At 73.6% G+C, this 12,302-nt stretch carries 12 protein-coding genes; 11 read left to right on the top strand and 1 reads right to left on the bottom strand.

Annotated features, from left to right (window positions below):
• Positions 1-84: 84 nt before the first annotated feature.
• Complete coding sequence (locus tag AOK18_RS16570) at positions 85-894, bottom strand: NAD-dependent epimerase/dehydratase family protein (protein WP_055694874.1); 810 nt, start codon at positions 892-894, stop codon at positions 85-87.
• Positions 895-1,125: 231 nt separating this feature from the next.
• On the opposite strand from AOK18_RS16570, the gene AOK18_RS16565 reads away from it, so the two are divergent.
• The 11 genes from AOK18_RS16565 to AOK18_RS16515 all read left to right on the top strand — a co-directional run.
• Complete coding sequence (locus AOK18_RS16565) at positions 1,126-2,067, top strand: 5-dehydro-4-deoxyglucarate dehydratase (RefSeq protein WP_055694876.1); 942 nt, start codon at positions 1,126-1,128, stop codon at positions 2,065-2,067.
• On the top strand, positions 2,064-3,239 hold the full coding sequence (locus AOK18_RS16560) for a hypothetical protein (RefSeq protein ID WP_055694873.1): 1,176 nt from the start codon (positions 2,064-2,066) through the stop codon (positions 3,237-3,239). The genes AOK18_RS16565 and AOK18_RS16560 overlap by 4 nt, the downstream gene beginning before the upstream one ends.
• A gap of 422 nt (positions 3,240-3,661) precedes the next feature.
• A complete protein-coding gene (locus AOK18_RS16555) occupies positions 3,662-4,261 on the top strand; it encodes a TIGR03086 family metal-binding protein (protein ID WP_055694872.1) in 600 nt (199 codons plus the stop codon).
• A 260-nt stretch (positions 4,262-4,521) separates the two neighbouring features.
• Positions 4,522-5,253 (top strand): GntR family transcriptional regulator, encoded by a 732-nt coding sequence (locus tag AOK18_RS16550; RefSeq protein WP_055694871.1) that lies wholly within the window; start codon positions 4,522-4,524, stop codon positions 5,251-5,253.
• Positions 5,250-6,158: a dihydrodipicolinate synthase family protein gene (locus AOK18_RS16545; RefSeq protein WP_055575017.1), complete on the top strand. Its 909-nt coding sequence runs from the start codon at positions 5,250-5,252 to the stop codon at positions 6,156-6,158. The genes AOK18_RS16550 and AOK18_RS16545 overlap by 4 nt, the downstream gene beginning before the upstream one ends.
• Positions 6,155-7,897: an L-arabinonate dehydratase gene (gene araD / locus AOK18_RS16540; protein WP_055694875.1), complete on the top strand. Its 1,743-nt coding sequence runs from the start codon at positions 6,155-6,157 to the stop codon at positions 7,895-7,897. Before AOK18_RS16545 ends, araD begins: the two co-directional genes overlap by 4 nt.
• Positions 7,898-8,036: 139 nt before the next feature.
• Positions 8,037-8,972 (top strand): carbohydrate ABC transporter permease, encoded by a 936-nt coding sequence (locus AOK18_RS16535; protein ID WP_055575015.1) that lies wholly within the window; start codon positions 8,037-8,039, stop codon positions 8,970-8,972.
• Positions 8,969-9,871: a carbohydrate ABC transporter permease gene (locus AOK18_RS16530; protein WP_055694870.1), complete on the top strand. Its 903-nt coding sequence runs from the start codon at positions 8,969-8,971 to the stop codon at positions 9,869-9,871. The genes AOK18_RS16535 and AOK18_RS16530 overlap by 4 nt, the downstream gene beginning before the upstream one ends.
• A complete protein-coding gene (locus AOK18_RS16525; RefSeq protein WP_079105045.1) occupies positions 9,868-11,124 on the top strand; it encodes a Gfo/Idh/MocA family protein in 1,257 nt (418 codons plus the stop codon). Before AOK18_RS16530 ends, AOK18_RS16525 begins: the two co-directional genes overlap by 4 nt.
• Complete coding sequence (locus tag AOK18_RS16520; RefSeq protein WP_055694869.1) at positions 11,121-11,966, top strand: DUF6807 domain-containing protein; 846 nt, start codon at positions 11,121-11,123, stop codon at positions 11,964-11,966. The genes AOK18_RS16525 and AOK18_RS16520 overlap by 4 nt, the downstream gene beginning before the upstream one ends.
• Positions 11,963-12,302 (top strand): family 43 glycosylhydrolase (locus AOK18_RS16515; RefSeq protein WP_157865112.1); only part of this gene is annotated, 340 nt, incomplete at its 3' end. The genes AOK18_RS16520 and AOK18_RS16515, both read left to right, overlap by 4 nt.

Genomic DNA, 12,302 nt, shown 5'->3' with positions numbered 1-12,302 from the left:
GGGCCCCCGGTGGTGTCGGGCCCCCGGTGGTGTCGGGCCCCCGATGGTGCCGGGCCCCCGGTGGTGCCGGGGCCGCCGGTGGCGTCAGTACGGCCAGATCGGGGGGTCGGTGACGAAGTGCCCGCCGAGGCACGCCTGCGCCGGATCGGCCGGATCCAGTTCACCCTGCTCGGCGACGAGCTTCGCGGCGAACGGCTCGGAGTCGTCCTGCGGTTCGTAACCGAGGGCGCGCGCGGAGGTGAGGTCCCACCACAGCCGGGTGTTGTCGGACGAGCCGTGCACGACCGTGTGGCCGACACCCTCGGCGGTCAGGGCCGCGTGGAACAGGCGGGCGCCGTCGGCGGGGCTCATCCACACCGAGAGCATCCGCACGCTGGTCGGCTCGGGGAAGCAGGACCCGATGCGCACGGAGACGGTCTCCAGGCCGTGCTTGTCCCAGTACAGCTGGGCGAGATCCTCGCCGAAGCACTTGGACAGGCCGTAGAAGGTGTCCGGGCGGCGCGGGGTGCCGACCGGGATGAGGGGCTCGTCGCCCCGCGGGTACGGGGTGTAGCCGACGGCGTGGTTGGAGGAGGCGAAGACGATCCGTCCCACGCCCTCCTCGCGCGCGGCCTCGTACAGGTGGTAGGTGCCCTCGATGTTCGCCGCGAGGATCTTCTCGAAGGAGGACTCCAGGGAGATGCCCGCGAGGTGGATGACCGCGTCGACCCCGCGGACCGCCTCCCGCACGGCCTCCCGGTCGGCCAGGTCCGCCACGATCGCGTCCGGCTCCCCCTCCACGGGCCGCAGGTCGAGCAGGCGCAGCTCGTAGCCGTAGTCCGGGAGCAGGCCCCGCATCAGGGTGCCGAGGCCGCCGGCGGCACCGGTGAGCAGGACGGTGCGGGGAGCGGGCATCGAGGATCTCCTTGCGTCACCGGCCGTGCATGTGCACGCACGGCATTCATAAGCGTGGACACGGTAAGGAGGCGGTCCGTCGCCCGTCAAGTGCTCTCGATCTTCCGCGCGGTGGGGGAAATCGGCCGATGTGTGGCGAGGTGGCCCGCTTGACCGGGGTCGCGGGGCGCTCTAGCGTGGCGTCGTTCAGAAATGTAGACGTCAATCAAGAGTATGGACTTGGGAGAGTTCGTGACACCAGCTCCTCTCGCCGCCCGGCTCGGCATCCCCAGCGGACCGCTGTTCTTCCCGGTCACCGCCTACGGGCCCGACGGCTCCGTCGACCTCGAGACCTACCGGCTCCATGTGCGCGGCGGGGTCGAGGCCGGCGCCGCCGCCGTCTTCGCCTGCTGCGGCACCGGGGAGTTCCACGCCCTGACACCCGGGGAGTTCGAGGCGTGCGTGCGGGTCGCCGTGGAGGCGGCCGACGGCCGCGTCCCGGTCGTCGCGGGCACCGGGTACGGCACCGGCCTCGCGGTGCACTGGGCCTCCCTCGCCGAGCGGGCCGGGGCGGACGGGCTGCTCGCCCTGCCGCCCTACCTGGTGCGGGCCGGCCAGGCGGGACTGGTGCGGCACTACCGCGAACTCGCCGCGGCGACCCCCCTGCCGGTGATCGTCTACCAGCGCGACAACGCCCTGTTCACCCCCGCGAGCGTCGTCGAACTGGCCCGCACCGAGGGGATCGTCGGCCTCAAGGACGGCCACGGCGACCTCGACCACCTGCAGCGGACCGTCAGCGCCGTACGCACCGAGGCCCCCGGCGACTTCCTGTACTTCAACGGGCTGCCCACCGCCGAACAGACCCAGCTCGCCTACCGCGCCCTGGGCGTCACCCTCTACTCGTCCGCCGTGTTCTGCTTCGTGCCCGAGGTCGCCCTCGCCTGCCACCGCGCCCTGCACACCGGTGACCGGGAGACCGTGGACCGCCTTCTCGACGGCTTCTACCGGCCCTTCGTCGACCTGCGCGACCAGGGCAGCGGATACGCGGTCTCCCTGGTCAAGGCCGGGGTGCGGCTGCGCGGTCTGGACGTGGGCGGGGTCCGCCCGCCGCTCGACGAACCGGCCGGGGATCATGTCGAGCGACTCGCTCGGCTGATCGAGCGGGGACTCGCCCTGACCGAGGAGGCCAAGTGAAGGCATCGGCGTTCGTCTACCCCTGGGACGTCAACGGGGACCCGGAGGCCCCCGCACGGATCGCCGCACTCGGCGTGGCGCAGGCGACGCTCGCCTCCGCCTACCACTCCACGCGCGCCCTGACCCCCCGTCACCCGCGCCACCGCGTCGTCACCGCCGAGCACGCGGCCGTCCTCTACCCGCCCGGCGCCCACTGGGCCGGCCGCACCCCGCGCCCGTACGCCTCCGGTGCCTGGGCCCCCGGCGACGCCTTCGGCGAGGCCGCCGGGGCACTCGCGGACGCGGGCCTGGAGGTGCACACCTGGGTCGTGCTCGCGCACAACTCCCGCCTCGGCGCCGACCACCCGGACACCTCGGTCGTCAACGCCTACGGCGACCGCTACCCGTGGGCGCCCTGCATCGCCCAGCCCGCCACCCGCGCCTACCTGACCGGCCTGGCCGCGGAGGCGGCGGTACGGCCCGGGGCGAGCGGCACCGAACTGGAATCCCTCGGCTGGTACGGGCTCGCGCACCTGCACGCCCACGACAAGACCGCCGGGGTCGGCCTCGGGGACGCCGGGCAGTACCTGATGTCCCTGTGCTTCTGCCCGTCCTGCCGCGAGGGCTACGGGGGCCGGGGCCTGGACGCCGGTGAACTGGCCGCGGCCGTACGGGCCGCCCTGGAACCGGTGTGGCGGGGGACGGCGCCCTCCGACGGGGGCTGGACCGGGGTCGGCAAGCTCCTCGGCGAGGAGACGGCGGCCGCCACCCGCGCGTGGCGCGACGCGACGGCCCGCACGCTCCAGGAGGAGGCGGTCCGGGCGGTCCGCGACGCGGCGCCCGAGGGCTTCCAGGTCCTGCTGCACGCGGACCCGGTGTCGTACCACTGCGGGGCCAACGCGGGCGTCGACCCCGCGCACGTCCTCTCCGTCGCCGACGGCGTGGTCGTCCCCTGCACCGGCGGCCCCGCCCTGCTGGCACCGTTCGCGCGGGAGGCGCCGGAGAGCCGTCCGGACGCCGTCCTCGCCGCCAACCTCACCGTGGTCTCCGGCATGGGCGGCAGCCCCGGCACCCTCGCCGCGGACGCCGCCGAGGCCCGCCGCCTCGGCGCCACGGAACTGCGGCTGTACCACGCGGGACTGGCATCGGACGGCGACCTCGAAGCGGTGCGCGCGGCGCTCACCGCGCTCTGAGGCGGCGCCACCGCCACCGCGCTCCGGGGCGGCGGCCGGTGGCGGTGACCCGGCCCGGAGGCGGGCCGGGCGTCCCGCGCCGCACGGCGGTCGGCGTGGCGGCCGGGACGGTGGGCGGTCCTGCCCGATCGCCGTGCCGCACGCCCGGAGCGGCGGATCGTCCCGCGCCGCGCGCGGCGCGGCGGCGGCAGCCGGGAGGGCGGTGCCGGGTCCGTCCGCCCGGTTCGCCCGGCCCGGCCGTTTCCCGCGTCCGGTGCGTCGCCGGGCCGGGTCGTCGTGGGCCCCGGGGGCCGTCCCCGCGGAGCGGGCGGACGCCCCGGAAGCCGTACGGGCGGGCGATGAGTTCCGGGGCCCGGGCCGGTCACCCCTCCAGGAACACCCGTGCGTGCACGGGTACCGCCATGAGGAGCAGGGAGCAGCCCATGACCGAACCCACCCTCGACCTCGGACCGCAGGCGCGGATCGTCGCGCGCCTCGCCGAGGGCGTCACCGACGCGCAGCTCACGGACGGGACGCCCTGCCCCCGGTACGAGGTGCGCCACCTGCTGGCCCACCTCGCCGGACTGAGCGCCGCCTTCCGCGACGCCGGCCGCAAGGACCTCGGCGCCACCACCGACACGAGCCCGGACGGCGCTCTACCGGAGCCGGCCCCCGGATGGCGCGAGGACCTGCCCGCGGTGCTCGGCGAACTCGCCGAGGCCTGGCGCGACCCCCGGGCCTGGAGCGGCATGACCAGGGCCGGGGGCGTCGACCTGCCGGGCGAGGTGGCCGGGGCCGTGGCCGCCGACGAACTGGTCGTCCACGGCTGGGACCTGGCCCGCGCCACCGGCCAGGACTACGTGCCCGACCCCGCCGCCCTCGAGGCCGCGCACGCCTTCCTCCTCGCCGCCGCCGCGGAACCCGGCCGGGACGGCGGCGAGGGCATCTTCGGCCCCGTCGTGCCCGTGCCGTCCGACGCCCCGCTGCTGGACCGGACGGTGGGACTGAGCGGCCGCGGCCCGGGGTGGACACCCAGGGTCTGACCTGGAGGTTCCGCGAGCGGCCGGGCACCCGGGCAGGACGGGTGCCCGGCCGTCACGGGTTCACGGGCCCGTGCGCGCGCACCCGTCCGGCGGGGCCGGACCGCCGCCGCCGCGCCGGGCGGCCGCTCCGGAGGCCGGGAGCGGCCCCCGAACTTCCTTTGTCAGAACCATTGACGAAACCCCGGGCCGCTCCTAGTTTCATCGCGTCGTACTTCGTACGTCATATATGAGACGCGATACGCGAGATCCGAGAGGCGCGCATGACCTCTGTGCCCACCCCGATCCCCTCCCGCACGCAGTACGTGCTGGAAGAGATCAAACGCCGCATCCTCACCGGCAGGCTGACGCCGGGCCAGGCCCTGGTCGAGACCGATCTCGCCGCGCAGTTCGGGGTGTCCAAGACCCCGGTGCGGGAGGCGCTCAAGACCCTGGCCGGCACCGGCCTGGTGGTGATGAGCCAGTACAAGGGCGTCACGGTGCGCATGGTCGACGCGGACATGGCACGCGAGGTCTACGACGTGCGGCTGCTCCTCGAACCCGAGGCGCTGCGGCGCGCCGTGTGGCGCGGTGCCTCCCTGGACGCCGCGCGCGACGCGCTGACACGGGCCGACGAGGCCACCGACACCGCCGAACGCTCCCTGACCAACCGGGAGTTCCACCGCGCCCTGTACCTGCCGTGCGGCAACCCGCTGCTCGGCCGGATGCTCGACGAGGTCCGCGACCAGGCCGCACTGGTCTCCGCCGTCGCCTGGGCCGCCGACCCCTCCTGGGAGCAGGAGGCCAGCGAGCACCGCGAGATCCTCCGCCTCGCCCTGGCCGGCGACGCGGACGGCGCGGCGCGCGCCCTGCACGCGCACATCGCCTCCTTCGTCCGGCGGGCCTTCCCCGGCGCGGAACTCGGCGCGCGGGCGGGCCTCGAGGCCCAGGAGTTCCCCGAATCCCCGGCAGTACCGGTAGTCCCGGCAGCCCAGAAAGAGGACGGTCAGGCATGACGACGACGTTCGAGACCCAGCGGACGGCCCTGGCCGGCGTGGTGGCCATCCCGGTGACCCCGTTCGCCGAGGACGGCTCCGTCGACCGGACCGGGTACCGGGCCCTGCTGCGCCGCCTCCTCGACGCCGGCATCACCACCCTGACCCCCAACGGCAACACCGGCGAGTTCTACGCCCTGACCCCCGAGGAGCGGCGCACGGTCACCGAGCTGACCCTCGAGGAGACCGGCGACGGCTCGTCCGTCCTGGTCGGCGTGGGCCACGACGTGCCGACCGCCGTCGCCTCCGCACGGCACGCCCGCGACCTCGGCGCACGGATGGTGATGGTGCACCAGCCCGTCCACCCCTACGTCTCCCAGAGCGGCTGGGTCGACTACCACCGCGCCATCGCCGAGGCCGTGCCCGACCTGGGCGTCGTCCCCTACATCCGCAACGACCGGCTCGCCGGCGCCCGCCTCGCCGAACTCGCCGACTCCTGCCCCAACGTCATCGGCGTGAAGTACTCCGTGCCGGACGCGGCGAGGTTCGCCGCCTTCGCGCGGGACGCCGGCCTCGAACGGTTCGTCTGGGTCGCCGGCCTCGCCGAGCCGTACGCCCCCTCCTACTTCTCGGCGGGCGCCACCGGCTTCACCTCCGGACTGGTCAACGTCGCCCCCTCGGTCTCGCTCGACATGATCGGGGCGCTCCGCTCGGGCGACTACGTGACCGCCATGAAGGTCTGGGAGCAGATCCGCCGCTTCGAGGAACTGCGCGGCGCCAACGGCTCCGCCAACAACGTCACCGTCGTCAAGGAGGCCCTCGCCTCCCTCGGCCTGTGCCGCCGCGAGGTCCGCCCGCCGAGCAGGCCGCTGCCCGAGGACGAGCGGGCCGAGGTCGCCGCGATAGCCGCGGGGTGGTCCGTGTGAGCGTCTCCGACGAGCGGCGCAAGCGGCCCGAGGAACTGCGCAGCCACCAGTGGTACGGCACGGACGGACTGCGCTCCTTCAGCCACCGCGCCCGCACCCGCCAGCTCGGCTACCTGCCCGAGGAGCACCTGGGCAAGCCGGTCGTCGCGATCCTCAACACCTGGTCCGACATCAACCCCTGCCACGTCCACCTGCGCGACCGCGCGCAGGCGGTCAAGAGGGGCGTCTGGCAGGCGGGCGGCTTCCCGCTGGAGTTCCCGGTCTCCACGCTCAGCGAGACCTTCCAGAAGCCGACCCCGATGCTCTACCGCAACCTCCTCGCCATGGAGACCGAGGAACTGCTGCGCTCCTACCCGGTCGACGGGGCCGTGCTGCTGGGCGGCTGCGACAAGTCCACACCCGCCCTGCTCATGGGCGCCGCCAGCGTCGACCTGCCCACCGTCTTCGTCCCGGCCGGACCCATGCTCCCCGGCCACTGGCGCGGCGAGACCCTCGGCTCCGGCACCGACATGTGGAAGTACTGGGACGACAAGCGGGCCGGCGTCATCGGCGACTGCGAGATGCAGGAACTGGAGAGCGGCCTGGCCCGCTCGCCCGGCCACTGCATGACCATGGGCACGGCGTCCACGCTGACCGCCGCCGCCGAGGCCCTCGGCGTCACCGTGCCGGGCGCCTCCAGCATCCCGGCCGTCGACTCCGGGCACGACCGGATGGCCGCCGCGGCCGGCCTGCGCGTCGTCGAACTGGTCCACCGCGACCGGAAGCTGAGCGACATCCTCACCGCGGAGGCCTTCCAGGACGCGGTGACGACGGTCCTGGGCCTCGGCGGCTCCACCAACGCCGTGATCCACCTGATCGCCATGGCCGGCCGCGCCGGCGTCTCCCTCACCCTCGACGACTTCGACCGCATCGCCCGCACCGTCCCGGTGCTCGCCAACGTGCGGCCCGGCGGACAGACCTACCTGATGGAGGACTTCCACTTCGCGGGCGGCCTGCCCGGGTTCCTCTCCCGGATCGAGGACCTGCTCCACCTGGAGCGGCCCACCGTCTCCCACGACACCCTGCGCGAACAGCTCGCCGGCGCGCAGGTGCACCACGACGACGTCATCCGGCCCCGGGACAAGCCCGTCGCCGAGGAGGGCGGACTCGCCGTCCTACGCGGCAACCTCTGTCCCGACGGCGCCGTCATCAAGCACATCGCCGCCGCACCGCACCTGCTCAGGCACACCGGCCCCGCGGTCGTCTTCGACGACTACCGGACCATGCAGCGCACCATCAACGACCCGGACCTGGGCATCACCGCCGACCACGTGCTGGTGCTGCGCAACGCCGGCCCCAAGGGCGGGCCCGGCATGCCCGAGTACGGCATGCTGCCCCTGCCCGACCACCTGCTCAAACAGGGGGTGCGGGACATGGTGCGGATCTCCGACGCCCGCATGAGCGGCACGAGCTACGGCACCTGCGTGCTGCACATCGCCCCCGAGTCGTACGTCGGCGGACCGCTGGCCCTCGTCCGCACCGGGGACCTGATCACCCTCGACGTCGAACGCCGGCTGCTCCAACTCGAGGTCGACGACGAGGAACTGGAGCGGCGCAGGGCGCAGTGGACGCCCCCGCCCGTCCGGTACGAGCGCGGATACGGCGCGCTCTACAACGAGCAGATCACCCAGGCCGACACCGGCTGCGACTTCGAGTTCCTCGCCCGGCCGGGCACGGTGCAGGACCCCTACGCGGGCTGACCGCGAGCACCGCCGCGCGGTCCGCGCCCGGACCGCGCACCCCGCACACCCGTACGGTCCCGCCGCCGCTCCCGCACACCCCGGAAGAAAGCGCTTCACCCCGCACAGCACGACGTACACCGAGAAACGGAGAACAGTCATGGCCCAAGCCGCAGCCGTGGCGAAACCGCCCACGCCACCGAGGCGGCGCCGTGCCTCCGCCACGCCGCGCAGACTGCCCTACCTGCTGATCGCCCCGGCCGGCCTGCTCATGCTGGGCTTCATCGCCTACCCGGTCATCAGCGTCTTCTACTACAGCCTGCAGAACTACAACCCCACCAAGCCGTGGCGCAACGGCTACGCGGGCTTCGACAACTTCGTCCACCTCTTCACCGAGGACCCGCTGTTCTGGGACACCCTGGTCTTCAGCGCCAAGTGGGTCGTCGTCGAGGTCGGCCTCCAGCTGATGTTCGGGCTCGCGCTGGCGCTCATCGTCAACCAGACCTTCGTCGGGCGGGGCATCGGCCGCGCCCTGGTCTTCTCCCCGTGGGCCGTCTCCGGCGTGCTGACCTCGGCGATCTGGGTGCTCCTCTACAACTCCCAGACCGGCATCACCCGTTACCTCGCCGACATGGGCATCGGCGAGTACGGCACCAGCTGGCTCTCGGACACCTCCACCGTCTTCTCGGCGGTGGTCGTCGCCGACCTCTGGCGCGGCGTCCCCTTCTTCGCCATCCTCATCCTCGCCGACCTCCAGTCCGTCTCCAAGGACCTGTACGAGGCCGCCGAGGTCGACGGGGCCAGCCGCTTCCAGCAGTTCAGGCACATCACGCTGCCCCACCTCAAGGACGCCATCATCCTGTCCACGCTGCTGCGCGCGGTGTGGGAGTTCAACAACGTCGACCTGCTCTACACCCTCACCGGCGGCGGACCGGCCGGCGTGACCACGACGCTCCCGCTGTACATCGCCAACACCAGCGTCGACGCCCACAACTTCGGCTACGCGTCGGCCCTCACCACGGTCGCGTTCGTGATCCTGCTCTTCTGCTCGATCGTCTACCTGCGGCTGAGCAAGTTCGGAGGCGAAAACAAGTGATCACCAAAGAGGCCTCCCCGGCCGCCCCCGCCCGTCATGACTCCACCCCCGAGCCGCCGAGCCGCCCCGCGCGCAAGAAGCACCGCGCCTGGGACGAGGTGCCCCGCTGGCACATCTACCTCCCCCTGGGCATCTACCTCCTGTTCACCCTGATCCCCTTCTACTGGATCCTGCTCTTCGCCCTGCGCCCGGCCGGCTCGACCTCGCTGGTGCCCTGGCCGATGACCACCGTCCACTTCGAGAAGGTGTGGACGGACCGGGCCTTCGGCACCTTCTTCCAGAACAGCGTGCTCGTCGGTGTCGCCACCCTGCTCACGACGACCCTGGTGGCCCTGGCCGGCGGCTACGCGCTCGCCCGGTTCGACTTCCGCGTCAAGCGGGTCTTCATGCTCGCCCTGCTGTGCTCCCAGTTCGTGCCCGGCGCCCTGCTCCTGGTCCCGCTGTTCGAGATCTTCGCCGGACTGCAGATGATCAACTCGCTCGGCAGCGTCATCATCGCCGAGACGGTCTTCCAGCTGCCGCTGTCGATGATCCTGATCAGCAACTTCATCAAGAACGTGCCGTACTCCCTGGAGGAGGCCGCCTGGGTCGACGGGTGCGGCAGGATGCGGGCGTTCCGGGTGGTCGTCCTGCCGCTGCTGCGGCCCGGACTGATCGCCGTCGGCTCCTTCGCCTTCGTCCACTCCTGGAACCACTTCCTGTTCGCCCTGATGTTCCTCAACAACCAGGAGAAGCAGACCATCCCGGTCGGCCTGAACACCCTGATGAGCGCGGACAGCGTCGACCTCGGCGCCCTCGCCGCGGGCGGCATCATCGCGGCCGTGCCCGTCGTGATCGTGTTCGCCTTCATCCAGAAGTGGCTGATCACCGGCTTCAGCGCGGGGGCGGTGAAGGGATGACCGCGCCCGGACCGCTGCCCGTCGTGCTCGCCGGCGCCCGCGGCCACGGCCGCTGGCACCTCGCGAACATCCGCAGGCTCCAGGAGGACGGACTCGTCCGGCTGGCCGGCGTCTGCGAACTCACCCCGCTCACCGAGGACGAGTACGGGGGCCGGTTGCCCGAGCAGTCGGCGGACTTCGGCGCCCTGCTGGAGTCCACCGGGGCCCGGATCGCGGTCGTCTGCACCCCGATCCACACCCACACCGACCTCGCCCTCGCCGCCGCGCGGCGGGGCGTGCACCTCCTGCTGGAGAAACCGCCGGCACCGTCCTACGCCGAGTACCGCCGGATGGCCGACGGGGTCGCCGCCGCCGGGACCGCCTGCCAGATCGGCTTCCAGTCGCTGGGCTCGCACGCCGTGCCCGCCATCCGCGCCCTGGTCGCCGACGGCGCCATCGGCCGGCCGACCGGGGTCGGCGGCGCCGGGGCCTGGGTGCGCCCGGAGGACTACTTCCGGCGGGCGCCCTGGGCGGGCCGGCGCCGGCTGGACGGCGTCGACGTGATCGACGGGGCGCTGACCAACCCGCTCGCCCACGCCGTCGCCACCGCCCTGGCCCTGGCCGGCAGCACCCGCGCCGAGGACGTCACCGGCATCGAGACCGAACTGCTGCGCGCCAACGACATCGAGTCCGACGACACCTCCTGCGTCCGCGTCACCACGGCGCAGGGCCGGCCGGTCACCGTCGCCGCGACCCTGTGCGCCGAGCGGGCCGACGACCCGTACGTCCTCGTGCACGGCACCAGCGGCCGGATCACCTTCTGGTACAAGCAGGACCGCGTCCTGGTCCAGCGCGCGGGCCACGGCCCCGAGGAACTCCACTTCGGCCGGACCGACCTGCTGGAGAACCTCGTCGACCACCTCGTCACCGGCGCCCCGCTGCTGGTCACCCCGGACGGGACCGGCGCCTTCATGAAGGTCGTCGAGGCGGTCCGGCGGGCCCCCGACCCGGCCCCCCTGCCCGACGGCGCCTGGCACCGCGTCCCCGGCGAGAACCGCCGCGTCGTCCCCGGCGTCGACGGGCTCGTCGCGGCCGCCGCCGACACCCTGTCCCTGTACTCCGAACTCGGCGCCCCCTGGGCGTCGCCCGCACGGCAGACCGCGCCCGGGACCGGGTCCGGGTCCGGGTCCGCGCCCGGATCCGCACGGAGGTCCGCACCACCGCCCGCACAGCCGTCAGCACCGCACCCGCCGAAAGAGGTGAACACCCGATGACCAGCGACGACTTCACGGTCCTGCGCGTCGCGGGCCGGCCGGTCGGCCGGTACGTCACCCGGCCCGAGCTGCCCCACCGGCTCTCCCCGCGCCCGTACCTGCACCCCGTCACCACCCTGGCCGGCACGGCGGTCACCGAACTGTCCCCCGCGGACCACACCCACCACCTCGGCGTCGGTGTCGCCGTTCCCGACGTCGAGGGGCACAACTTCTGGGGCGGGCGCACCTACGTCCGCGGCCGGGGCTCCACCGAGCTGGACAACCACGGCGTCCAGCGGCACGCCGGCTTCCAGCTCCGGGACCCCGACGGCTTCGTGCAGGAACTGCGCTGGATCGCCGCGCCCGGCGAACTGCTGCGCGAGCGCCGTACCGTCGCCGCCGCCGCGCTCACCGACACCGCCTGGGCGCTGGACTTCACCTTCTCCCTCACCAACGTCACCGACACCCCGCTCTCCGTCGGCAGCCCCGCCACCAACGGCCGCGCCGGCGCCGCCTACGGCGGCTTCTTCTGGCGGGCCCGCAAGGAGCAGTCGGCGCCGGAGGTCTTCACCGCCCGTGCCGAGGGCGAGGAAGCGGTGCACGGCCGCCCGGCCGACTGGGTGGCGCTGGCCGGCGCCGGCTGGACGCTGGTGTTCGCCGGGGCCACCGCGGCGACCCGGCGCGACCCCTGGTTCGTGCGCGCCACCGAGTACCCCGGCGTCGGCTCCTCCCTGGCCCACGACGCCCGGCTGCCGGTCCCGCCCGGGGAGACGGTGGTCCGCCGCGTCGTCACCGTCGTCGCCGACGGCCGCCTCGGCAGGGACGACGCCGCCGCCCTGGTCCGCAAGGCGGTGGGCCCGTGAGCGCCGCGCCGACGGACCCCGCCTACCGCAACCCGGTGCTCGACGCCGACTGGTCCGACCCGGACGTGATCCGCGTCGGCGACGACTTCTACCTGACCGCCTCCAGCTTCGGCCGCGTCCCCGGACTGCCGCTGCTGCACTCCCGCGACCTGGTCAACTGGACCCTCGTCGGCCACGCGCTGCAACGCCTGGAATCCGAGGACGAGTTCGCGGCGCCCCGGCACGACCGCGGGGTCTGGGCGCCGTCCCTGCGCCACCACGACGACCGGTTCTGGATCTTCTGGGGCGACCCCGACCAGGGCCTCTTCCAGGTCAACGCCCCCGGGATCAGGGGCC

It is taken from the genome of Streptomyces prasinopilosus, from assembly GCF_001419695.1.
Lineage (GTDB): Bacteria > Actinomycetota > Actinomycetes > Streptomycetales > Streptomycetaceae > Streptomyces > Streptomyces prasinopilosus.
Note: the sequence above shows the minus strand (reverse complement) of the source record. Positions and strands in the feature narration are given on the sequence as shown.

Coding starts and splice junctions, on each gene's coding strand:
- AOK18_RS16520 (WP_055694869.1), top strand. CDS start 11,121: ATGACCAGCGACGACTTCACGGTCCTGCGCGTCGCGGGCCGGCCGGTC.
- AOK18_RS16525 (WP_079105045.1), top strand. CDS start 9,868: ATGACCGCGCCCGGACCGCTGCCCGTCGTGCTCGCCGGCGCCCGCGGC.
- AOK18_RS16555 (WP_055694872.1), top strand. CDS start 3,662: ATGACCGAACCCACCCTCGACCTCGGACCGCAGGCGCGGATCGTCGCG.
- AOK18_RS16570 (WP_055694874.1), bottom strand. CDS start 894: ATGCCCGCTCCCCGCACCGTCCTGCTCACCGGTGCCGCCGGCGGCCTC.
- AOK18_RS16535 (WP_055575015.1), top strand. CDS start 8,037: ATGGCCCAAGCCGCAGCCGTGGCGAAACCGCCCACGCCACCGAGGCGG.
- AOK18_RS16545 (WP_055575017.1), top strand. CDS start 5,250: ATGACGACGACGTTCGAGACCCAGCGGACGGCCCTGGCCGGCGTGGTG.
- AOK18_RS16550 (WP_055694871.1), top strand. CDS start 4,522: ATGACCTCTGTGCCCACCCCGATCCCCTCCCGCACGCAGTACGTGCTG.